Origin of the sequence: Bradyrhizobium sp. UBA2491 (genome assembly GCF_002341725.1) — a bacterium.
Classification (GTDB): domain Bacteria; phylum Pseudomonadota; class Alphaproteobacteria; order Rhizobiales; family Xanthobacteraceae; genus Bradyrhizobium.
In genome coordinates, this window is the sequence record NZ_DDOP01000088.1 from 44,832 (window position 1) to 66,777 (window position 21,946).

The window sequence follows — 21,946 nt, forward strand, 5'->3', positions numbered from 1 at the left end:
GCTCCCTCATGCTCCGAAATAGGCCGCGCGGATCGTGTCCTGATCCACATCGTCAGGCTTTCCGCTCAAGGTCACCCGCCCCTCCTGCAAGCAATAAAAACGATCGGCCGCCCGCAGCGCGCGGGCGATGTCCTGCTCGACCAGCACGACCGCGGTGCCGCCCGAGCGGATCTGCGGCAGCATGCGGTAGATGTCCTCCACCACGATCGGCGCGAGGCCAAGGCTGATCTCGTCGCACAGCAAGACCTGTGGGTTCGACATCAGCGCGCGGCCGATCGCCACCATCTGCTGCTGGCCACCGGACAGCGCCGTGACGGCGCCGCGCCGGCGCTCCTTGAGCACCGGAAACATCCGGTACACCGCGGCCAGATCCCACGGTGTGGTGCGCTCGCCGCCGTAAGCACCGATCAGCAGATTCTCCTCGACGCTGAGCGAGGGAAACAGCTGGCGCCCCTCGGGGACCAGCGCCAGCCCGAGCCGCACGATGCTGGCGGCGGACGCATCGCCGATCGCGCGCCCGTTGAGACGGATGGCATCGGAGCGGTTCTTCACGAGACCGGCCAGCGATTTCAGCATGGTCGACTTGCCGGCGCCATTGGCGCCGATCACCGCGACCGCCTCGCCCTGGCCGAGCTCGAAATCGACGCCGAACAGCGCCTGGAAGTCGCCATAGAACGCATCGAGCGCAGACACATTGAGCAGCGCGGTCATGCTGGCACGCCCATATAGATGGTCTCGACCTCGCGCGAACGCATCACCTCGGCAGGCACGCCCTGGGCCACGACCTTGCCGAAATTGAGCACGACCAGCCGCTGCACCACCGCGAGCAGTGCATGCACCACATGCTCGATCCAGACGATGGCGACGCCCTCGGCGTGGATGGTTCTGATGGTCTCGACCAGCTCATGACATTCGGCATCGGTGAGCCCGCCTGCGATCTCGTCGAGCAGCAGCGTGCGCGGTTTGGTGGCGAGCGCCCGTGCCAGCTCGAGCCGCTTGCGATCGAGCAGTGGCAGGCTGCCGGCAAGACGATTGGCCTTGGCTTCGAGGCCGGTCAGGTCAAGCATCCGGCCGCAGTGCTGGACCGCATCCGCCTCCGACAGACCGCCGCCGAACTGGGCGGCGACCGCAAGGTTCTCGAACACCGAGAGGTGGTCGAACGGCTGCGGGATCTGGAACGAGCGCCCGATGCCGGTGCGGCAGCGCGCCTCCGGAGAGAGATGCGTGATGTCGGCGCCATCGAGGACGATACGGCCGGCATCCGGCCGCAACAGGCCGGTGATCAGGTTGAACAGCGTCGACTTGCCGGCGCCGTTCGGCCCGATCACGCCGAGCGCCTCGCCGGACGACAGCGTCAGGTCGATGGCATCGGCGACCACGATGGCACCGAACCGTTTCGAGACGGAATGGAGTTCGAGCATGTTCGCTCACCGCATGGGTTCGCTGGGAGAGGATGCGCGGATGGGACGCGCATCCTCGATCGATGTTGTGCCGGTGACGCGCTCGCTAGCTCAGCGCCTGCATGTCGCCGCCGAGCGGGATTTGCGGCGCCAGTCTGTTGTCGGTGATCACCATGTCGTATTTGTCGCCGCTGAGCCGCCATTGGCCGCCGACCAGCGGCGTCTTGGCGATGTTCTTGGCCGCGAATGGCGGCACCGCGCTGGAGCCGAACGCGACCTGGCCCACTATCGTATCGAGCTTGGTGGCTCCGATCGCCTTCGCGAGCGCCGCGCCGTCGCCCGGGTCGCCCGAACGCTTGATCGCGTCGATCGCGACCTCGAACAGCGAATGCACGAAGCCGATCGGCTGGGTCCATTGCTTGCCGGAGGCCTGCTCGTAGCCCTTGGCGAGATCCTTCGCGCTGACACCGCTGAGGCTCGATTTGTAGGGATGCGTCGGCGTCCACCACACCTCGGTCGAGATGTTGTTGCCGCCCTTGCCGAGCGCCTGCACCGACGCAGGAAACAGCAGCGCCTTGGCGACGGAGACGACCTTCGGCTTCAGTCCCTTCTGCCGCGACTGGTTCCAGAAGGTGGTGAAGTCGGGCGGGATGATCACGCCGGTGATGATCTCGGCATCGGCGCCACGGAACGCGGCGATCTGCGAAGAGAAATCGTCGGTGAGATTCTGGAAACGGCCGGGATCGGTCAGCTTGAAGCCCTGCTTGGCCAAGACGGGCGGGAAGCCGATCGTGGTGTCGCCCCAGGCGTTGCCGTCGGCATCGTTCGGGAACAGCGCGCCGACCGATTTGTTGGTCGCGACCTGGCTCCACATGCTGGTGAAGACGCCGATCACGTCCTCGAGCCCCCAGAAGTAGTGGAACGTGTAGTCGAACGGCCTCCAGCTCTTGGGATCGCCGGGATTGGCTTGCCGGCCGATGAAATTGGTCTGCCATGGTGCAACCGTGGAGATGCACGGCACCTGCTCCAGCTCGCACTGCGTCGCCACCGGATTGTTGGTCTCCGGCGTGGCCCCGACCACGATCAGGCTGACATTGTCGCGGGTGATCAGCTCCTTGGCGACTTCGGCGGCGCGGTTCGGATTCGACTGGCTGTCCTTGGTCACCACCTCGACCGAATAGGTCTGCGGGCCGACCTTGACGCCATCCTTGATGAATTTCCGGAATTCACCGAGCACGAAATCGTCAGCCTCGGCGAAGGCGGCCAATGGCCCGCTCTTCGGCGAGACGTAACCGATCTTGATCGGCTTGTTGGCGGCGCGGACGGCCGGCGCGAACAATGTCGTCGTGCCTGCTGCGGCGAACCCACCGGCGATGCCTTGCAGCACGCGGCGACGATCGAAAGACATGATGTTCAAATGATCCTTGGACATTTTCCCCTCCCTTGAGGCAAGCCGGTCGCACGCCGGCTGCCGTTCATTTCGTTCTGAAAAACAATCGCCGGCGCCCCGCCGCATCAGGCGGCGGCGACGGACTTGGCTTGCGCACGGCCGAGGATCTGGCCGAACACATCCAGCAGCACGTCGCTGGCATTGGCCGCCGCCTCCTTGGCACGCCAGGCGACATACATGTCCGGTCGCACCAACACGCAGCCGTCCTCGTCGACCTCGCTCTGGCGATACCAGTCGGCATAGATGTCGAGCGCATCGCAGCCCTGTGGGCCGATCGTCACCACATCGACCGGCAGGCCGTAAGCCTTCTCGACCGCCGCCGCGGCCGCCTTCCAGCCATCGCCACCGATCCCGGTGAGCAGCGTGAAGCGGCCCTTGCCGGTGAGATCCAGCGTCGACTTGCGCTCGCCGTGATGCTCGACCCAGACATGCGGCAGATGCGCGCCGGGCCAGGTGGTGGCCTGATAATAGAGTTCGTGATCCCTGGTGAAGGCCGGCATCGGCGTGCCGTCGGATACGACCGCGGTCGATCCGTAGCGCTGGTTCAGCTCGACGCCGTGGCAGTTGAACTCGTAGCTCTTGTTGGCGATCGCCTCGTAGAGCTTCTTGCGCCGTGCCTTGCCCTCGGCGGTCGGCGCCTTGCGCGCGGCAATCGCCTTGCGCGCCTCGGCGGGATCGGTCGAGGCGACGAGGCCGACGGCCTCGAAGATCGGCGGGAAGTCGCCGATGCTCTTGTTGGCGCGGGTCACGATTTGCTTGCCGACCGGCTGACGCTCCGCCGAATAGGTCTCGAGCAGCGACGGCGCGGCATGGCCTTCGAGCACCAGCTTGAGCTTCCAGCACAGATTGAAGGAATCCTGGATCGAGGTGTTGGAGCCGAGGCCGTTGGTCGGCGGATGGCGGTGCACAGCGTCGCCGACGCAGAACACGCGGCCCGACGAATAGTGGCCGGCATACATCTCGTTCACGGTCCAGGTCGAGGTCGAGCGGACTTTGACCTCGAGCGTCTCGTCGCCGACGAGGTTACGCACGATCGAGATCGCCTCGTCGTTGGAGAGCTTGCGCTCGCCCTGCTCGATGTCGTAGCCCCAGATGATCAGCCATTCGTTCCACGGCCGCACCATGCGGATCAAGCCGGCGCCGATGCCGCCGATCTCGGCCCCCGGCTGCAGCACCCAGTACAGCACGCTCGGACGGTGCGCGACGTACTTGCTGAGATCCGCCTGCACGATGATGTTCATGCTGCCGGCGCGGCCCATCTGGCCCTCCATCGGCAGGCCGATCACTTCAGCGACCCGGCTGCGGCCGCCGTCGGCGCCGATCAGATATTTGGCGCGGATCTGGTAGGTTTCGCCCGACAGGCGATCCTTCACCGTCGCCGTGACGCCGTCGGCATCCTGCACGAGGTCGACGAACTCGGTGTTGAAGCACAGCGAGGTGCCGCGCTGGCCGGCGGCCTCGATCAGGATCGGCTCGAGGAAATTCTGCGGTAGGTCGCAGATGCGGGTCGGGCTTGCGAGATCGTAGTCGGCCTTGCGTGACGGATGATTGCCCCAGGAGTACAGCCGACCGAATTCCTCGCCGGCGAGGCTTTCGCAGAACACGTTGTTGGCCATCAGATTCTGCGGCACGGCCTGCGCAACGGCCTTCTCCTCAAGACCGAGATCGCGCAGCACTTCCATCGCACGCTGGTTGGAGATGTGCGCGCGCGGCGTATCGGCGAGCCAGCCATATTTCGTCACCAGGATGTGCTTGACGCCGTACATGCCGAGCAGCGCCGCGGCGGTCGCGCCGGCCGGGCCACTGCCGACGACGAGCACGTCGGTCTCAACGGGTTTGCTGGTCATGGTCCTCTCCTTGGTCGTGTTGTTGGTTGTGATCGTTATTCCGCGGCCATCATCGGCTGCGGCACCAGGCCGGCGCCCGGCTTCATCTGGAAATCGTAGGTCATCAGGTGCCACGGGCCGGAGACCCGCTCGCTGTTCGGCAGCACCGGATCGCGCTTCGGCTCGACGCGGGCCACGAGTTCGTCCTTGACGCCGAACACCACGTCGCTGCGCAGATACTCGTCGCCATCGAGGAAGACGTGGGTAATCAGCGGCTCGTAGCCCTCGGCCTTGACCAGGAAGTGCACATGCGCCGGCCGCATCGGATGACGTTTGGTCGCGGTGATCAGGGCGCCGACCGGGCCGTCGGTCGGGATCGGATAGCTGCACGGCAGGATGGTGCGGAACGAAAAGCGGCCGTCGGCATCGGTGACGAAGCGCGCCCGCAGCGACGGACCATGCGCGGCGTAGTCCGCTTTCTGCGAATCGTAGAAGCCGTCATCGTCGGCATGCCAGACGTCGATCTCGGCGCCGGCGAGCGGCTTGCCGGCAAGATCGGTGACGCGGCTCTGTACGAACATCACTTCGCCGTCGATCCCCTCCGAGATATTGGCGCCGTGCGGCGTGACGCGGTGCTCGCCGACATAGAACGGCCCGAGCACCGTGGTCTCGGTCGCGCCCTCGCGCTCGCGATGGTTGACCGCGTCGACCAGCATCGAGACGCCGAGCACGTCGGACAGCAGGATGAACTCCTGGCGCAGCGGCGTGCAGGTCTGGCCGGTGCGGGTCAGGAACTCGATCGCCTGATTCCATTCCTCGAAGGTAAGCTCGGTGCGGCGCACCAGGTCGTGCAACGACTTCACCGTCTCCTCGATGAGGAATTTCAGCCGTGGGTTCGGCGTGTTGGCGAAGCTGCTGATCACTTCGTCGGTGAGATCGTGCTCGTTGAAATTGGTCATCGTGTTGTCCTTTGATCTTGAGAAGTCAGTGCCGTGCGGGCGCGTCGCCGCGCCAGGCCGCCGCGATCAGGTGCTGGATCGCGACGCGCTCCACAGGTCTTGGATTGGCATAGGGGTTGCGCACCGCCATCTCGGCGGAGCGCGCGATGCCGTCCTCGGGCATTCCGATGTCGGCCAGCCGGCGCGGCAGTGCGAGCCGCTGCGCCAGCTCGAACAGGCCTTGCGGCGCATCATCGGTACGCAGCGCGCGCGCGATCCGGGTCATCGCCTCCGGTGCCGCGGCGGCGTTGTAGCCGGTCGCATGCGGCAGCACGATCGCATGGGTTTCGGCGTGCGGCAGGTTGAACATGCCGCCCAGCACGTGGCAGAGCTTGTGGTGCAGCGACATCCCGACCGCGCCGAGGCAGACGCCGCACAGCCAGGCGCCGTAGAGCGCGTCGCGCCGCGCGACGGGATCGGCAGGCTCGGCCACGATGCGCGGCAGCGCGCGGGCGAGCGCGGCGATGCCGTCTTCCGCCATCAGCGAGGTCAGCGGATTGGCGTCCGGCGCATAGAGCGCCTCGACTGCATGGGCGATCGCATTCAGGCCGCTGGCGGCGGAGACATGCGGCGGCAGGCTGACGGTGAGGTCGACGTCGTAGATGACGGCGTCCGGCACCAGATCCTGGGAATGCTGCGTGGTCTTGATGCCGTTGGCGGTCTCACCGAGGATCGGCGTCATCTCCGAGCCGGCATAGGTGGTCGGGACGGCGAGATGCGGCAGCCCGGTGCGCAGCGACAATGCCTTGCCGAGCCCGACCGTCGAGCCGCCGCCGATCGCGACCAGCCCGTCGATGTCGCGGGATTCCACGATGCGAAGCGCTTCGTTGGTGACCTCGACCGGCGTATGCATGCGCGCGCCGGCAAATAACCCTGCGAGCCGGTCGCCGAGGCCCGCGCCGAGCCGGTGTCCGAGGTCCTGCTGCTCGGGGGTGGTCAGCACCAGCGCCCGCTTGATGCCGAGGCGCTCGGCCTCCTCGCCCAGCCGCGCCGAGGTGCCGGCGCCGAACAGCACGCGATATTGCTGCGAGCAATAGGCGAACGTGCCGCTGCCGGCATCTCCAGCCGCCGCGATCGGCGGGCGTACGGCATCGAACGCTGCGATGCTCATGGCATTTCTCCCAGCCGGCGGACCGGCACATCTCGTTTTGTTGGGAGAAGCTAGCGGCGGGCGGCGGTCGCGGGCCTGCACGAAACCGGTGAGAATCTGCACAAAACCGGAAAAATCGTCAGTGGGGATACGGCGAGGCAGCGCCCTCACCGTCCCGGCTCGCAGCGTGCTAAAGCGGGATGAGTTTCGGCTGAATCGGCTTGGTGCGGTCTTGCTTCACCTCTCCCCGCCGGGGAGAGGTCGGATTGCGAAGCAATCCGGGTGAGGGCTCTTGCTCTCTCGATAGACCGTAACCCCTCACCCGATTTGCTGCGCAAATCGACCTCTCCCAAGGGAGAGGTGAACCTCCGACGCCGTTCCAGCTCAACCCAATCTCATGAGGCTTTAGTGGCTGCGCCGGTATCGTCCCGGCGTCACGCCGGTGAAGCGGCGGAACATGCGCGTGAAATGCTCCTGATGCGAGAAGCCGCAGGCCAGCGCGATGTCGGCGAGGCTCTGCGTCTCGTCGGCGAGCAGCGCCCTGGCGCGCTCGATGCGCAGATTGAGCACGTATTGGTAGGGCGAGATGCCGCTGGTGGCCTTGAACAGGCGCACGAAATATTCGGTGCTGCGGCCGCACAGCTCGGCCAGCTGGTCGAGCCGGATATCGGTCTCGAGATTGGTATCGACGAACTCGCGGATGCGCGCCATCTGCCTGACGCTGAGCAGGTTCGGATGCTTGCCGGCCTCGACGCTCGGCTTGTGGAAATTGATCGCGACAAAGCGGTTGGCGATCGCCTGCGCGATCGGATCGACGAACAGCGACGAGGCCGGCAGGCCGCTGGTGATGGTCTCGCCGATCGCCGCGGCGAGATGTTCGAGCACGGCATCCTGATCGCCGAGCATCGGCGCCAGCCCGCCGACCAGGCTGGACGCGCCCTCCCGGCCCGCGAACAGATCGGACCGCAGATAGATGTGGGTGGATTCCAGCGCCTCGCGCAGCACCACGTTGCAGGCGTGCCCCGCCGGCAGGAAGAACACGCCGCCGCGCGGGATCTGCCTGGCCACCGACTTGCCGTCCATCACATAGGTGATCTCGACCGGACCGCCCCGATGCAGCACCATGAGATTGTCGGAGAGTGCGTGGAAATGCCCGTCAAACGGCCGTTCGCGCTGCACCGACGCGAACGCCGACGACCAGCCGAGCCCCTCGCTCGAGCCGCGGAAATCAGCCTGGAAGCGGTTCAGGATCCCGTGCGTCTCCTGCACCCCGAAATTCGACGTCGCCTGCATCCGACAGACCAAAGGGCTCGAGGCTTCACGTGCCGCCGAGTGAAACCCAACGGCCCCGGATTTTCAATACAATCAGAACAAGGACGCCCAGCCAGCAATCTTGCTGCATCGCAATAGCGGCGCCGATTACTCCTTCACCGCGATCCAGATCACGTGCCGTACACCGCGGCCCCGGCCGGTGGCGCGGACGGCAATTTCGTTGACCGCGAACCCAGCCCGGGACAGCGATTTCGGGAACTTGGCATTCGGGCCGGAGGACCAGACCGCGAGCACTCCGCCGCGCCGCAGCGCGGTGTGTGCGAGCTTCAGCCCGGAGACATCGTACAGCGCGTCATTGGCCTTGCGGGTCAGGCCCTCGGGGCCGTTGTCGACATCAAGGAGAATGGCATCGAAGCTGCGTGGATGACGCTCGATCACATCGGCGACATCCACCTCCTTGATGCTCACGCGCGGATCGCTCAGGCTGTCGCCGAAGATCGCGGCCATCGGGCCTCGCGCCCAGGTGACGACCGCCGGCACGAGTTCGGACACCGTGACGGTCGCTTCAGGTCCGAGCACCTTGAGCGCTGCCCGCAGCGTGAAGCCCATGCCAAGGCCGCCGATCAGAAAATGCGGCCGCTCGACCTTGTCGATCTTCTTCGCCGCAAGTGTCGCCAGCGCCTCTTCCGAGCCCGACAGGCGGCTGTTCATCAGCTCGTTGGTACCGAGCATGATCGAGAATTCGCGGCCACGCCGCATCAGACGCAGTTCGCCTTCGGTGCCGGGAATGCCCGCGGTGTCGATCTTTTCCCAGGGAATCATGCCGCGGCTTCTAGCATGGCCGGCGCCTTTGCCGAAGGCTAGCCGCCAGCCCAGACGTCGAGCACGTAGCGGTTCCTGGTTCCCATCTCCTCGATCCAGCGCGTGGCCGCGGCGGCATCGGCACCGCTGCGCTCGCGATAGATCGACATCAAGGTCGCCTTGACGTCCGGCTCCATCTTGCCGCCGTCACCGCAGACATAGACGATCGCGCCGTTCTCGATCAGCTCCCAGACCCGATCCTTCTGCGCGGCGACGAGGTGTTGCACATAGGTCTTCGGCCCCTCGGCGCGCGAGAATGCAGTGTGGAGCTCGGCGACGCCATCGGCCGCAAACGCCTTCAGCTCATCCGCATAGATGAAATCCTGCTCCGGATGACGGCAGCCGAAGAACAGCATCGCGGGGCCCAGCGTCGCGCCCTGCGCCTTGCGCGCAGCACGCTCCTGCAAGAAGCCGCGGAACGGCGCGAGCCCGGTGCCCGGCCCGATCATGATGATCGGCACGGCATTGTCGTCCGGCAGGCGGAAGCCGGCCTTGGTCTCCTTGATGGTGGCATGAACGGTGTCGCCGGCGCGGCGGCGCGCCAGATAGTTCGAGCAGACGCCCTTGTAGATGCCGTGGCCCGAGCTGGCGGGCGCTTCGACCACGCCGACGGTGACGCTGCAATGCTGCGCCTCGCCGGCCGGGGACGACGAGATCGAGTAATAGCGCGGCGCCAGCAGCGACAACATTTCGAGATAGAGATGGAACGGCAGCTCGCAGGCCGGATGTTCCTCGAGCAGGTCGAACACCGATTTGCGCCTGGCCAGCACCTCGCTCCGATAGCGCTCGGCCGAGGCGTCGTCGTCGCCGACATAGGCCATCAGTTTCGGCTTGGTCACCGGGCAGCGGGTGTGCTCGGCCATGATCTGGATCTGCTTGCGGGTCGCGACCTGCTGCAACTCGACGAACTCGGTGAGCAGCCGCCCGACCGACACCGCGTTGCCGACCGGCAGTTGCGCGCGGCGGCCTTCCGAGACCTGCAAACGGATCTGGTCGGCGGGCAGGAAGCCGAACCGGCGCGCAACGGAATCGACCAGGGTCGGATCGTTGCGCGGCACCACGCTGAGATGATCGCCGACGCGATATTTCAGGGTAGCCGGCAGCTCGACCTCGATATGCCGGGTCGAACGCTCCGATGGATGGGCGCCGTCCTTGGTCTGCAACTCGGTGTTGGCGAGCACCTTCATCTGCACCGCGCCGCCCTGCGTCACGATGGTGTTGACCGCGCCCTGCGCTACCGGCTCGATCGCGTAGAGCGGCTCGTCCTCGGCGGTGCGGGTGAAATTCCAGTCGATGCCGAATTCCTTGGTCGCGACCTTCGCCGCTTCCGGGAACCATTTCTGGAACTGGCCGTCGAGATCGCTGCGCGCATCGCCCTCGCCGCGCGGATAGACCGCGCGTGCGCCATGCTTGGTCAATTGCTCATCGATCAAGCGCGGCACCGACTGGTAGGTCGCGGCCCAATCGCTGTTGCCGCAGCCGAACACGGCGTAGCGCACCTTGGCAAAGGCATCCTTCGGCAGGTCGCTTTCGAGCCATTTGACGAATTGCGTCGCGTTGTCCGGCGCCGCGCCATTGTAGGAGGCGCAGATGATCAGGACCCCGCCCTCCTCCGGCAGCTTGCCGACATAGTCGTCCAGCGGGCCAAGCCGGGTGGCAAAGCCATTGATCTCGGACAGATCGGCCATGCGGGTCGCCAGTTCCTCGGCCGAGCCGAGGTTGGAGCCGTAGAGCACGAGCATCGGCGTGTTGTGGCCGGGCCGCGTGGTCGGTGCGCGCGGTGCCTTCGGCGCGGCGGCCGCAACCACGCCCGTGCTGCCGGCGAATGCGCCGCGATCCTTGTCGTCACGCGGCCGCACCTTGATCCTGAAGCCGTCGGGCTTGACGGTCAGCGTCTCCTTCAGATGCATCTGGTAGCGATGCACGTCGAGCAGCTTGAAGCGTTGCAGGATCATCCCGATCGCGAGCGCCGCCTCGTGCATGGCAAAGCCACGCCCGATGCAGGCGCGCTGGCCGTTACCGAACGGCTTCCAGGCATTGATCGGGCGATTGGCTTCGGCCTCGCGGCTGAAATTCTCGGGATCGAATACGTCGGGGTTCGGCCCCCAGACCGAGGGATCGCGGTGCAGCGCCATCACCAGTATGGTGATGAACGTGTTCTTCTTCAGCTTGTATTTGCCGCCGATCGTCTCGTCGTTGAGCGGCGCGATGCCATAGGCCGGCGCCGGCGGCCACAGCCGCAGCGCCTCCTTCAGGCATTGGGTGATGTAGGTGAGCTGCGTCACCTGCTGATAGGTCGGCCTGGCATCGACGTCGGGGCCGAGGACGCGATCGACCTCCTCATAGGCCTTCTTCAGCACCTCGGGATGCTTGAGCAGCGCGTAGATCGTGCACGACAGCAGACCGCTGGTGGTCTCGTGGCCGGCGATCAAAAACGTATTGATCTGGTAGCGGATGTTGACGTCGTCGAGCTGCTCGCCGGTGGCGCGGTCGACGCCGGTCATCATCGCCGCCAGCATGTCCTTCTTGTCTTCGGTCGCAGCGGTATTGCCGCGCCGCTCCGCGATGATCTCGTCGACCATCTTGTTCATGAAGGCGACGTCGTCGGTCAGCGTCTTGCGGCGCTTCTGCATCCACAGGCCTTCGAGCGGCAGGCCGCGGGTCATCATGATGGTTTCGAGCGAGCGCACCAGCGATTCCACGAAGGGGTGATAGTCGCGGCGATAGAACGAATTGAACCGGTAATCGAAACCGCAGAGGCCGATGGTGTCGAGGGTCAGCGCCGTCATGTCGTGGACGACCTCGATCTCCTCGTCGGCGTTGAGGCGCTCCCATTTCTTGACCAGCTGCTCGGCGATATCGACCATGCTCGGGTGATACGACTGCATGGCGCGATTGCCGAACGGCTGCATCAGGATGTTGTGCGCCTTGCTCCAGTTCGGCTCCCTGGTGTCGGCGGTGAACAGCCCGTCGCCGCCGACCGCGCGCACCCGGCGCAGCGAGCCGCGCACCGCCTTGTCGAAACGCTTCTCGTCGGAAAGTTCATCGACCAGATCGTGGCCGGACACGATCACGATCGGCGCGCCCATCATGTCGAGCCAGAAGATCGGCCCGAACTCCTTGGAGAGCTTCACCAGATGCTGCACCGGCGCGGTCGAATCCAGCGACAGCATGTTGCCGACCACCGGCTTCGTCGGCGGATGCGGGATCGGACTCAGTCTGTTGCCGGACGCCATCTTGGAAGTGCCCCCTGTGTCGCTTCAATCCCGCTCGTTATTCCGGGATGCGCCGCAGGCGCAGGCCCGGAATCCATACTCACGATCATGGTTATGGATTCCGGGCTCGCGCTACGCGCGCCCCGGAATGACGACCGCCGGTCGTCAACCAAATCGTCTCTTGCGCCATTCGATCAGCTTGGCGCTGACTTCGTCAGGCTTTTCCTGCTGCGTCCAATGGCCGCTGTCCTTGACCAGGTATTTCTCGAGGTCCGGCACCAGCCTCTCCATGCCATCGGCGGCCGAGGGCGGCAGCACCGCGTCGTTCTCGGCCATGATCATCAGCGACGGCACCCGCACATTGTGATCCAGTCCGGCCGAGCGTTCCCAGTTGCGGGTGAAATTGCGATACCAGTTGATGCCGCCGGTGAAGCCGGTCCCGGTGAAAGTGTCGACGAACACCTTCTTCTCCTCCGCCGACAGGATCGGCGTGCGTGGATCATGCCTGGCATCGTAATTCGCGATCATCTGCGGGAACGCCAGATTGAGCCGGGCCGATGCGCCGACGCCCGCGATCGGCTGTTCGGGCGGCGCATCGGCGGGACGCGGCGCCGGCTTGCGCATGAAGGCATCGAAGGTCTGCTCGACCCTGCTGCCGAAGATGCGGTCGGGTTCGCGCGCCGGATCCTGAAACTGGACGATGTACATCTGGTCGCCGAAGCGCTGCCGAAACAGCGCGATCGGGTCGACAGGCGCGCGGTCCCAATGCGGCGTGTTGACGCCGACGACACCGGCGACCCGTGACGGGTATCGTAGCGGCATCTGCCAGACGACGAATCCGCCCCAGTCGTGACCGACGAAGATCGCCTTGTCGATCTTGAGATGGTCGAGCAGGCCGACGAGATCACCGGTCAGGTGCTCCATGTCGTAGGCTTCGACCGGCTCCGGCCGGTCGGTCGCGCCATAGCCGCGCTGATCGGGTGCGATCACCCGGATGCCAGCCTCGCCCAGCGCCTTGATCTGGTGACGCCAGGAGAACGCCAGTTCGGGCCAGCCGTGGCAGAGCACCACAGGCGGCGTGTCGGTCTTCGGGCCCGCTTCGTAAAACCCCATGCGGATGCCGTTCGTCTCGGCGAACTGGAGCGGTGGCATTTCGATCATTGACAGCAATTCCTATTCGGCCGCGCCCTTGATGTCCGCAGGCGGGGGAGCGAACGCCGCCTCGAGTGCATCGAACTCGAGCGGCAGCATGTCACACATCACCTGCACATGGGGAATGATGTTGGCACCCACGATGAAGCCGAAATCGAGCTGATCGCGGTAGCTTTGCACGGTGATGTTGAGTGCAATGCCGTGGGTCGAGATCGAGACCGGGAAGATGTGCAGCAGCTCGGCGCCCGCCGCATACAGCGTCTGCCGCGGTCCCGGCACGTTCGAGACCGTGATGTTGGTGGCCGGGGGCAGCACGTTGGAGAGGTCGGAGCGGCTGTACAGCAGCGCCATGATCTGCACCAGGATCGGCGCGCCCAACATCGAGATGTTGGAAACCTGCGGCATCAGGGCACGCAGCGGATGCGACATCTCCTTGGACTTGGTCGACTGCGCGATGATGGTTTCCAGCCGCTTCTTGGGGTCCTCGATGTCGCTCGCAATCGAGCAGATCATGCCGAACACCTGGTTGTTGGAATCGGCATTGCCTTCCTCGCGCAGCGAGATCGGCACCCCGGCCGTCAGCGACTTGTTCGGCAACGCGCCCTGGCTGATCAGATAGCGCCGCACCACGCCGGAGGCGAGCGCCAGCACGACGTCGTTGAGCTTGCCGCCCGAGGCCTTGGCCAGCGCCTTGGCGCGCGACAGCGAGATCGAGGTGCCGGCAAAGCTGCGCTCCGACGAAATCGCCTTGTTGAGGATGGTCGGCGGCGAGGCCATCGCTTGCAGGCTCTCGCGCGACCTGGGATCGGCGACCTTGGCGACGACGTCGGACAGGCTCTTCAAGACCGTCGGCATCGACCCGGCGAACTTCACCGCGCTCTCGATCTGGAACATGGCGTTGTCGAACAGGATCGAACCGAGGTCGCTCTTGCCGGAGCGCGGCAGCTCCAGGCTCTTCTGCGCGGCGGCCGCCGCCTCGAACGGCTGGGTCCAGAGCTGCTGATAGGCGTCGATCAGATTGGCCGCGATGTCGCGCGGCTCCGGCGCGACCTTCTTTGCGCTTGGCGGCTCGATCTCGCGCGGCACCGGCGTCAGGTCGTAGATCATGCTGGTCAGCGCGGCACCGGCGCCGCCATCGATGCAGGCGTGGTGCATCTTGGAATAGAGCCCGATCTCATTGTCCTTCATGCCCTCGAAGACGTAGAACTCCCAGAGCGGGCGGGCGCGGTTCAACAGCTTGGCGTGCATCCAGCCGACGATCCGTTCCAGGGTGGCGCGGTCGCGCGGCGCCGGCAGGCTGGCACGGAAGATGTGGCGGTCGATGTCGAACTGGTCGTCCTCGACCCAGGACGGATGATCGATGTCGAGCGGCGCCTTCTGCAAGCGCGCCTTGAGGATCGGCGCGATGTGCAGCCGCGAGGCGATCATCGCCTTGAACTCCTCGAAGAAGTCGCCCTTGTAGCCGTCGGGCAGCCGGAAGATCGCCATGCTGCCGACATGCATCGGCATTTCCGGCGTTTCCAGATACAGAAACGATGCGTCCAGCGAGGACAGCTTCTTGGCGTCGCTCATGATCTCCTCCCGAGAGCCAACTCACGCGGGCGCCTTGGCGGCGCTTCTCGTCGTCTGGTCAGGATAGTGCCTGTTCTGCCGCCCCGTAGGCAATGGCAAAGGGGCCCGACCGGTCAAAATGCCGGAACTCGCCTTCCGGCTGCGCCAGCCGGTCCGCGATGGCCCACAGCGCCGCGGGGTTGACCCCGAGACCGAGATGACTGGCGAAATGCACCTCGATGTTCTCCGCGGTTGCCGACGGCCGCAGCCGCGACGTCCGCCAGTTCACGATGCCGTCGGTGCGGGAATAGATCGAGGTTGCCGGCACCGGCATGTCGCCCGCGATCGCCGCGCGAATCTCCGGGATATCGTCCACCCTCTCACCGGAGAGCAGCTCGTACAGCCGGGTCGCGTTGGTGGCACGGATGTCGTCGGCGAACGGACTGCCGAGCGTGATGACGGAGCGCACCAGCTCCGGCATCTGCGATGCCAGGTCGCGCGCGTAGACGCCGCCGAGGCTCCAGCCGATGATCGAAACCTTGCGCCCGGAGGCCTCGTGGATCCGCTTCAGCAGGTCACGCAGCGCGTCCCGCCTGGAGGCGATGCCGCCGAAATTGCGGCCCATGTTCCAGGCGTAGGCGTCATAGCCGAGCTGCTTCAGGTAGCGCCGCATCGGCGCCATCGAAAGGTCGCTGGCAAGGAAGCCGGGCAGCGCCAGCACCGGATGACCGTCGCCTTTCGGCGCCTGCATCAGCAGCGGCGAAAGCAGCAGGCTCGAATTGAGTTCGAGCAGCCCGCGGCCTTCCGCCAGCATCAGGAACAGGCTTGGCGGACGCAACCGGCGCTCGGTCCCTTCAACGCTCCTGTCCATGCCGGTCACTATTTCTTCTTGGCCACGCTGCCGAAGCCGGCCATTGCCGCGAACATGTCCTGGAAGCGCTCGGCGAGCTTGGGATCGAAGGTGAACCAGCTCTGCATCAGCGATTCCGGCGAGATCTTGTCGATGTTCGACGTCATCTGCTGCTGCAGCTTGTCCATGACGGCGGCCTGCATCGGCGCCACATCCGGCAGACCGAAGAATTGCCGCGCTTCAAGGGGCGTACAATCTATCTCGACATTGACCTTCATATCCACCTCCTCAAATGCGCCTTGGCCCGGCTCAGTATCGCCGCGTCGGGGTGCGTTGCGCAAGCGAGCCTTGGCTGCCCCATGGTGCAGTCGGCCTCAATCATCCGTTATGGTCAACCAAACCGTTTGCGGCGGCCGGCATGCACGGCTCGTCGGCGATCATTCCGTAACCGGCGAGCGGCGGTCCGAAAGTCGAATGTCACGCGCTCGTCCCGGCCGCCTATGCTCGACCGCGCCGCACTGCGCTGCACCAGCGCGAACGGGTGCCCCTCGGGGAAATCGCGCTTGCGCGGCCGTTAAACTCTGGCAACATGCATCAATAATACCAGCCGGACAAAGCAGCCGGCGGATAAAAACGGGGACGCGGGTTCACATGTCGGTACGTTGGAGTTTGTTCGCGGCGGCCACTGCCGCACTCGTCGCCTTTGCATCGCCGGCGTCGGCCCAGACCTTGAGATATGCCAACCAGGGCGAGCTGAAGTCGCTGGATCCTTATACGCTGAAGGAAACCACCACGATCGCGCATCATGGCCATGTCTATGAAGGCTTGGTGGCGCGCGACAAGAACCTGAAGATCATCCCGGCGCTGGCGGAAAGCTGGGAGACGCTGAGCCCGACCAAGTGGCGCTTCCATCTGCGCAAGGGCGTGAAATTCCACAATGGCGACCCCTTCACCGCCGACGACGTGCTGTTTTCCGCCGATCGCGTCCGCGCCAAGGGCTCCAACTTCCTCAGCAATGTCCCACCCGACGCCAAGTTCACCAAAGTCGACGACTATACGGTCGACGTGACGCTGGACTCGCCCAATCCCATCCTGACCTCGCAGTGGGATAGCTGGTACATCATGGACAAGAAATGGTGCGAGGAGAACAACTCCGTCGCACCGACGCCGGCCTCGGCGACCACGCCGAGCTACGCGGCGCTGCACGAGAACGGCACCGGCCCCTTCATGATCGAGAGCCATCAGCCCGGCGTGAAGACCGTCTTCAAGGTCTACCCGGGCTACTGGCGCAAGCCGGAGCATAATCTCAAGGAAATCATCTTCACGTCGATCGCCTCGGACGCCACCCGCGTCGCCGCGCTGCTCTCGGGCGACGTCGACGTCATCGAGCCGGTTCCGATCCAGGACATCCAGCGCGTCAATTCGAGCGGCACCGCGACCGTGCTGACCGGTCCGGAGATCCGCACCATCTTCATCGGCATGGACATGGCGCGCGACGAGCTGCTGTTCTCCAACATCAAGGGCAAGAACCCCTTCAAGGACATCCGCGTCCGCGAAGCCTTCTACAAGACGATCGACGTCGATCTGATCAAGACCCGCGTCATGCGCGGCATGTCGACACCCTCGACGCTGATGATCGCGCCCGAACTCTACCCGCTGTCGAAGGAATTCACCCGACCGAAGCTCGATCCGGAAGGCGCCAAGAAGCTGCTCGCCGACGCCGGCTATCCGAACGGCTTCGAGGTCACGATGGACTGCCCGAACGACCGCTATGTCAACGACGCCCAGATCTGCCAGGCGGTGGTCGGCATGCTGGCCCGCATCGGCATCAAGGTGAACCTGCTGGCCCAGCCGAAGGCGCAGTATTTCGCCAAGGTGCTGAAGCCCGGCGGCTACCAGACCTCGTTCTTCATGCTGGGCTGGACACCGGCGACCTCGGATTCCCACAACGTGCTGCACGATATCCTCGGCTGCCGCAACGATCCGAAGGATCCCACAAGGGGCGAAGCCAATCTCGGCGGTTATTGCAACAAGGAAGTCGACGCGCTCACCGACAAGGTCCTGGTCGAGAGCGACACCGCCAAGCGCGACCAGCTGATCAAGCAAGCCTATGAGATCGTGATCAAGGATTACGGCTATATCCCGCTGCATCAGCAACCGCTGGTGTGGGGCGTGTCGAAGAAGGTCAAATTGACCCAGCGCGCGGACAACCAGGTGCTGCTCTACTGGGCGACCAAACAGGGTGAATAGTGGTTTCAGCGAATTGGGTCCCGGAAGCGCAGGCTTCCGGGACCTCTCGTTTTCCGGCAGCGCAAGGCCGCGCGCCGCATGTCAAAAGCAGTGAAAGGTAGAGATGTTCGCTTTCACTCTTCGCCGCTTTCTGCAGGCCATCGGCGTGATGCTCGCCGTGGGCGTCATCGCGTTCGCGATGTTCCGCTTCGCCGGCGATCCGGTGAACCAGATGGTCTCGATCGATACCTCGGCTGCACAGCGCGCCGAGATCCGCCGGTCACTCGGCCTTGACGATCCCGTGCTGGTGCAGTTCGGCCGCTACTTCATCAATGCAATGCAGTTCAAGTTCGGCGTGTCCTACCAGTTCCGCCTACCGGTCTCGTCGCTGCTGGCGGAACGCATGCCGGCAACGCTGGAGCTTGCGATCTGCGCGACGCTGTTTGCAATGGTGGCCGGCATCCTGATGGGGGTCTATTCGGCGCTGCGTCGCGACACCATGCTGGCAAGATTATTCCAGGCGATATCGCTGATCGGCATTTCGCTGCCGACCTTCCTGATCGGCATCCTCTTGATCTATCTGTTCGCCGTGACCCTGGGCTGGCTGCCCTCCTTCGGCCGCGGCGAGGTGGTGAAGCTCGGCTGGTGGTCGACCGGGCTCCTCACCGTCTCCGGCTGGAAGGCGATCATCCTGCCGGCGATCACGCTCGGACTGTTCCAGATGACCCTGATCATGCGGCTGGTGCGCGCCGAAATGCTGGAAGTGTTGCGGACCGACTATATCCGCTTCGCCCGCGCCCGCGGCCTGACCACGCGCGCGATCCATTTCGGCCACGCGCTGAAGAACACCCTCATCCCGGTGATCACGGTGGCCGGGCTGCAATTTGGCTCGGTTATTGCTTTCTCGATCATCACCGAAACCGTGTTCCAGTGGCCGGGCATGGGACTTCTGTTCGTGCAGGCCGTGCAAAACGTCGATATCCCGATCATGGCCGCGTATCTCCTGATGGTCTCGCTGATCTTCGTCACCATCAATCTCGTGGTCGACATCCTCTACACCGTGGTCGATCCGCGCTTGCGCTCGACCGTCGGCCGCGCGGCGTGAGGCACGGGCCGATGTCAGACGCCGTCGTCTCCGATCGCTCCGAGGTTCGCCAGGCACCTGCCGGCTGGTTCAAACGCGCGCTCGACAGCGACATCTTCCATTCGTTCCGCCGCTCCAGGCTGACGATGGTCGCCGCCGCGATCACGCTGCTGTTCTTCCTGCTGGCGATCTTCGCGTCGTGGTTCGCGGTGCAGAACCCGTTCGATCCGGCGCAGTTGCAGCTGATCAACTCGCGGATCGCGCCGCTATGGACCGCCGACGGCCAGAGCCCGTTCCTGCTCGGCACCGACGAGCAGGGCCGCGACGTGCTCTCCGCGATCCTGTACGGCCTGCGCATCTCGCTGGCGGTCGGCATCGCCGGGGTGGTGTTCGCCGGCGCGCTAGGCATCGCCCTCGGCCTGGTCGCCGGCTACTTCGGCGGCGTGGTCGATACCGTGATCATGCGGATCGCCGACGTCCAGCTCACCTTCCCCGCGATCCTGATCGCGCTTCTGGTCAACGGCGTTGCCAAGTCGCTGCTCGGCAACCGGCTCGACGAGATGAGCACGTTCGGCGTGCTGATCATCGCGATCGGTCTCAGTTTCTGGGTGCAATATGCCCGCACCGTGCGCGGCTCGGTGATGGTCGAGAAGCACAAGGATTATGTGGCGGCGGCACAGCTGATCGGCCTGCCGGCGCCCAAGATCATGTTCCGGCACGTGCTGCCGAACACGATGGGCCCGATCCTGGTGATCGCCACCATCAACCTCGCGCTCGCGATCATCACCGAGGCGACGCTGTCGTTCCTCGGCGCCGGGATGCCCGACACCATGCCCTCGCTCGGCACCCTGATCCGGATCGGCAACAACTATCTGTTCGCCGGCGAATGGTGGATCGTCGCCTTTCCCGGCATTGCGCTGGCGGGCCTGATCCTCTCCATCAACCTGCTCGGCGACTGGCTGCGCGACGCGCTCAACCCGAAACTCCGATGACCCAGCCCGTTCTCTCCGTGCGCAATCTCGAGGTGGAGTTCGTCACCCGCCGCGCCACCTTGCGTGCCATCAACGGGGTATCGTTCGACATCGCCAAGGGCGAGGTGCTCGGCATGGTCGGCGAGTCCGGCGCCGGCAAGTCGGTCACCGGCCTTGCCGTGATCGGGCTGATCGATCCGCCCGGCCGCATCTCCGCCGGCGAGATCGAGCTGTCGGGCAGGCGGATCGACCATCTTCCGCCGGAAGAGATCCGCCGCATCAGGGGCAAGCGGATCGGGATGATCTTCCAGGACCCGCTCACCAGCCTCAATCCGCTCTACAAGATCGGCGACCAGATCGTCGAGACCATCCGCACCCACACCGACTTGAGCGAGAGCGCCGCGCGCAGGCGCGCCATCGATCTGCTGGCTGAAGTCGGCATCCCCGCGCCGGAGAAGCGCATCGACGGCTACCCGCACGAATTCTCCGGCGGCATGCGCCAGCGCGTCGTGATCGCGCTCGCGATCTGTGCCGAGCCCGAATTGATCATCGCCGACGAGCCGACCACAGCGCTCGACGTCTCGGTGCAGGCGCAGATCATCGCGCTGATCAAGCGGCTCGGCCGCGACCACGGCACCGCCGTGATGCTGGTGACCCACGACATGGGCGTGATCGCCGAGACCTGCGACCGCGTCGCGGTGATGTATTCCGGCCGCATCGCCGAGATCGGACCGGTGCAGGAGGTGGTACGCAACCCGCTGCATCCCTACGCCAAGGGGTTGATGGGCGCGATCCCGACGCTTGCGGGCGAGGACAAGCGCCTGGTGCAGATCCCCGGCGCGATGCCACGGCTGTCGGCGATCCCGCCGGGCTGCCCGTTCAATCCGCGTTGCGCGCTCGCCTTCGATCGCTGCCGTGTGGAACGCCCCGAACCGATCCGACAGGGCAACCAATCCGTCGCCTGCCATCTGTTCGCGCCGGCCAAGGAGACGGCGGTATGAGCGGGACGTTGATCGAGGTCAGGAACCTGCGCCGCGTCTTCGACGTCTCGAAACCGTGGCTCAACCGTGTGATCGAGGGCGGCCATCCCGAATTCCTGAAAGCGGTCGACGGCGTCTCTTTCGACATCAAGCGCGGCGAGACCTTTGCGCTGGTCGGCGAATCCGGCTCCGGCAAGACCACGGTCGCGCGCATGGTGGTCGGCCTGCTGCCGCCGAGCTCGGGTGAAGTCGTCATCGACGGCGTCTCGATGACCGATCCGCGGCAGGCCCCGGCGCGCCGCCGGCTGCGCCGGCGCATCCAGATGGTGTTTCAGGACCCCTATGCGAGCCTCAACCCGCGCTACCGGGTCACAGCCATCGTCGCCGAGCCGATCCGTGCCTTCGACCTGATCCAGGGCGAGCGCGACATCAAGGGCAGGGTCGGCGAATTGCTGTCGCTGGTCGGCCTGCATCCCGACGACGGCCAGAAATTCCCGCATGAATTTTCCGGCGGCCAGCGCCAGCGGATCGCGATCGCCCGCGCGCTGGCGTCGGAGGCCGAGTTCATCGTCTGCGACGAGCCGACCTCGGCGCTCGACGTCTCGGTGCAGGCCCAGATCCTCAATCTGATGCGCGACTTGCAGGACAAGTTCGGCCTGACCTACCTGTTCATCAGCCACAACCTCGCGGTCGTCCGCCACATGGCGAGCCGGATCGGCGTGATGTATCTCGGCCGCATCGTCGAGATCGCCGAGGGTCGGCAATTGTTCGCGAATCCGCGGATGCCCTACACCAGGATGCTGCTCGGCGCGGTTCCGGACCTCGCGATGTCCGGCCGCCAGCGCATTCCGGTCAAGGGCGAGATCCCGAACCCGATCAATCCGCCGCCGGGCTGTTCGTTCAACCCGCGCTGCCCCCTCGCCTTCGACCTCTGCCGCGAGAGGACGCCGGAACTGATCGATGGCGTCGCCTGCCACGCGGTCAACACTCCCGCCGCCGTTTCGGCGTGATCACGCG

At 65.3% G+C, this 21,946-nt stretch carries 18 protein-coding genes; 5 read left to right on the top strand and 13 right to left on the bottom strand.

What is annotated here, in order from left to right; genetic code table 11:
* Window positions 1-6 precede the first annotated feature (6 nt).
* The 13 genes from B2W55_RS29675 to B2W55_RS29735 all read right to left on the bottom strand — a co-directional run bounded on the left by B2W55_RS29675 (window position 7) and on the right by B2W55_RS29735 (window position 15,943).
* The gene (locus B2W55_RS29675) at window positions 7-711 is read right to left on the bottom strand and encodes an ABC transporter ATP-binding protein (RefSeq protein ID WP_024579327.1); all 705 of its coding nucleotides are present in this window, start codon (window positions 709-711) and stop codon (window positions 7-9) included.
* On the bottom strand, window positions 708-1,421 hold the full coding sequence (locus B2W55_RS29680) for an ABC transporter ATP-binding protein (RefSeq protein ID WP_024579326.1): 714 nt from the start codon (window positions 1,419-1,421) through the stop codon (window positions 708-710). Before B2W55_RS29680 ends, B2W55_RS29675 begins: the two co-directional genes overlap by 4 nt.
* Before the next feature lie 85 nt (window positions 1,422-1,506).
* Complete coding sequence (locus B2W55_RS29685; RefSeq protein ID WP_371412452.1) at window positions 1,507-2,832, bottom strand: ABC transporter substrate-binding protein; 1,326 nt, start codon at window positions 2,830-2,832, stop codon at window positions 1,507-1,509.
* A gap of 83 nt (window positions 2,833-2,915) precedes the next feature.
* Window positions 2,916-4,697 carry an FAD-dependent oxidoreductase gene (locus B2W55_RS29690; protein WP_024579324.1) on the bottom strand — a complete coding sequence of 594 codons (1,782 nt, stop codon included), beginning with the start codon at window positions 4,695-4,697 and terminating at the stop codon, window positions 2,916-2,918.
* 35 nt (window positions 4,698-4,732) lie between these two features.
* Entirely contained in the window at window positions 4,733-5,635 is a 903-nt protein-coding gene (locus tag B2W55_RS29695; protein WP_024579323.1) for an intradiol ring-cleavage dioxygenase, read from the bottom strand.
* A 25-nt stretch (window positions 5,636-5,660) separates the two neighbouring features.
* Window positions 5,661-6,785, bottom strand: coding sequence for a maleylacetate reductase (locus B2W55_RS29700; RefSeq protein ID WP_024579322.1), 1,125 nt, complete (start codon window positions 6,783-6,785; stop codon window positions 5,661-5,663).
* A gap of 384 nt (window positions 6,786-7,169) precedes the next feature.
* Window positions 7,170-8,057: a helix-turn-helix domain-containing protein gene (locus tag B2W55_RS29705; protein WP_024579321.1), complete on the bottom strand. Its 888-nt coding sequence runs from the start codon at window positions 8,055-8,057 to the stop codon at window positions 7,170-7,172.
* 126 nt (window positions 8,058-8,183) lie between these two features.
* A complete protein-coding gene (locus B2W55_RS29710) occupies window positions 8,184-8,858 on the bottom strand; it encodes a spermidine synthase (RefSeq protein WP_024579320.1) in 675 nt (224 codons plus the stop codon).
* A 38-nt stretch (window positions 8,859-8,896) separates the two neighbouring features.
* Window positions 8,897-12,133: a bifunctional cytochrome P450/NADPH--P450 reductase gene (locus B2W55_RS29715; RefSeq protein WP_024579319.1), complete on the bottom strand. Its 3,237-nt coding sequence runs from the start codon at window positions 12,131-12,133 to the stop codon at window positions 8,897-8,899.
* 144 nt (window positions 12,134-12,277) lie between these two features.
* Window positions 12,278-13,273, bottom strand: coding sequence for an alpha/beta fold hydrolase (locus B2W55_RS29720; RefSeq protein ID WP_024579318.1), 996 nt, complete (start codon window positions 13,271-13,273; stop codon window positions 12,278-12,280).
* Between the two features lie 12 nt (window positions 13,274-13,285).
* Window positions 13,286-14,836 (bottom strand): WS/DGAT/MGAT family O-acyltransferase, encoded by a 1,551-nt coding sequence (locus B2W55_RS29725; RefSeq protein ID WP_024579317.1) that lies wholly within the window; start codon window positions 14,834-14,836, stop codon window positions 13,286-13,288.
* A 58-nt stretch (window positions 14,837-14,894) separates the two neighbouring features.
* The gene (locus B2W55_RS29730) at window positions 14,895-15,686 is read right to left on the bottom strand and encodes an alpha/beta fold hydrolase (RefSeq protein ID WP_024579316.1); all 792 of its coding nucleotides are present in this window, start codon (window positions 15,684-15,686) and stop codon (window positions 14,895-14,897) included.
* Window positions 15,687-15,694: 8 nt separating this feature from the next.
* Window positions 15,695-15,943: a DUF6489 family protein gene (locus tag B2W55_RS29735; RefSeq protein ID WP_024579315.1), complete on the bottom strand. Its 249-nt coding sequence runs from the start codon at window positions 15,941-15,943 to the stop codon at window positions 15,695-15,697.
* 373 nt (window positions 15,944-16,316) lie between these two features.
* Between B2W55_RS29735 and B2W55_RS29740 the strand changes: the two genes are divergently transcribed.
* From B2W55_RS29740 to B2W55_RS29760, 5 genes are all read left to right on the top strand, one after another.
* Window positions 16,317-17,915, top strand: a complete 1,599-nt coding sequence (locus tag B2W55_RS29740) for an ABC transporter substrate-binding protein (protein WP_024579314.1) — start codon at window positions 16,317-16,319, stop codon at window positions 17,913-17,915.
* Window positions 17,916-18,018: 103 nt separating this feature from the next.
* Window positions 18,019-18,999, top strand: coding sequence for an ABC transporter permease (locus B2W55_RS29745; protein WP_024579313.1), 981 nt, complete (start codon window positions 18,019-18,021; stop codon window positions 18,997-18,999).
* A gap of 11 nt (window positions 19,000-19,010) precedes the next feature.
* Complete coding sequence (locus tag B2W55_RS29750) at window positions 19,011-19,970, top strand: ABC transporter permease (RefSeq protein WP_024579312.1); 960 nt, start codon at window positions 19,011-19,013, stop codon at window positions 19,968-19,970.
* Window positions 19,967-20,950 (top strand): ABC transporter ATP-binding protein, encoded by a 984-nt coding sequence (locus B2W55_RS29755; protein WP_024579311.1) that lies wholly within the window; start codon window positions 19,967-19,969, stop codon window positions 20,948-20,950. The genes B2W55_RS29750 and B2W55_RS29755 overlap by 4 nt, the downstream gene beginning before the upstream one ends.
* Window positions 20,947-21,939 carry an ABC transporter ATP-binding protein gene (locus B2W55_RS29760; RefSeq protein WP_024579310.1) on the top strand — a complete coding sequence of 331 codons (993 nt, stop codon included), beginning with the start codon at window positions 20,947-20,949 and terminating at the stop codon, window positions 21,937-21,939. Before B2W55_RS29755 ends, B2W55_RS29760 begins: the two co-directional genes overlap by 4 nt.
* The last annotated feature ends 7 nt before the right edge of the window (window positions 21,940-21,946 follow it).

What these genes read in the sequence shown, in the direction of transcription:
- B2W55_RS29755 (WP_024579311.1), top strand. Translation starts at nt 19,967, where the DNA reads ATGACCCAGCCCGTTCTCTCCGTGCGCAATCTCGAGGTGGAGTTCGTC.
- B2W55_RS29735 (WP_024579315.1), bottom strand. Translation starts at nt 15,943, where the DNA reads ATGAAGGTCAATGTCGAGATAGATTGTACGCCCCTTGAAGCGCGGCAA.
- B2W55_RS29760 (WP_024579310.1), top strand. Translation starts at nt 20,947, where the DNA reads ATGAGCGGGACGTTGATCGAGGTCAGGAACCTGCGCCGCGTCTTCGAC.
- B2W55_RS29715 (WP_024579319.1), bottom strand. Translation starts at nt 12,133, where the DNA reads ATGGCGTCCGGCAACAGACTGAGTCCGATCCCGCATCCGCCGACGAAG.
- B2W55_RS29745 (WP_024579313.1), top strand. Translation starts at nt 18,019, where the DNA reads ATGTTCGCTTTCACTCTTCGCCGCTTTCTGCAGGCCATCGGCGTGATG.
- B2W55_RS29680 (WP_024579326.1), bottom strand. Translation starts at nt 1,421, where the DNA reads ATGCTCGAACTCCATTCCGTCTCGAAACGGTTCGGTGCCATCGTGGTC.
- B2W55_RS29710 (WP_024579320.1), bottom strand. Translation starts at nt 8,858, where the DNA reads ATGATTCCCTGGGAAAAGATCGACACCGCGGGCATTCCCGGCACCGAA.
- B2W55_RS29700 (WP_024579322.1), bottom strand. Translation starts at nt 6,785, where the DNA reads ATGAGCATCGCAGCGTTCGATGCCGTACGCCCGCCGATCGCGGCGGCT.
- B2W55_RS29730 (WP_024579316.1), bottom strand. Translation starts at nt 15,686, where the DNA reads ATGGACAGGAGCGTTGAAGGGACCGAGCGCCGGTTGCGTCCGCCAAGC.
- B2W55_RS29675 (WP_024579327.1), bottom strand. Translation starts at nt 711, where the DNA reads ATGACCGCGCTGCTCAATGTGTCTGCGCTCGATGCGTTCTATGGCGAC.
- B2W55_RS29720 (WP_024579318.1), bottom strand. Translation starts at nt 13,273, where the DNA reads ATGATCGAAATGCCACCGCTCCAGTTCGCCGAGACGAACGGCATCCGC.
- B2W55_RS29685 (WP_371412452.1), bottom strand. Translation starts at nt 2,832, where the DNA reads ATGTCCAAGGATCATTTGAACATCATGTCTTTCGATCGTCGCCGCGTG.
- B2W55_RS29740 (WP_024579314.1), top strand. Translation starts at nt 16,317, where the DNA reads ATGTCGGTACGTTGGAGTTTGTTCGCGGCGGCCACTGCCGCACTCGTC.
- B2W55_RS29705 (WP_024579321.1), bottom strand. Translation starts at nt 8,057, where the DNA reads ATGCAGGCGACGTCGAATTTCGGGGTGCAGGAGACGCACGGGATCCTG.
- B2W55_RS29690 (WP_024579324.1), bottom strand. Translation starts at nt 4,697, where the DNA reads ATGACCAGCAAACCCGTTGAGACCGACGTGCTCGTCGTCGGCAGTGGC.
- B2W55_RS29695 (WP_024579323.1), bottom strand. Translation starts at nt 5,635, where the DNA reads ATGACCAATTTCAACGAGCACGATCTCACCGACGAAGTGATCAGCAGC.
- B2W55_RS29750 (WP_024579312.1), top strand. Translation starts at nt 19,011, where the DNA reads ATGTCAGACGCCGTCGTCTCCGATCGCTCCGAGGTTCGCCAGGCACCT.
- B2W55_RS29725 (WP_024579317.1), bottom strand. Translation starts at nt 14,836, where the DNA reads ATGAGCGACGCCAAGAAGCTGTCCTCGCTGGACGCATCGTTTCTGTAT.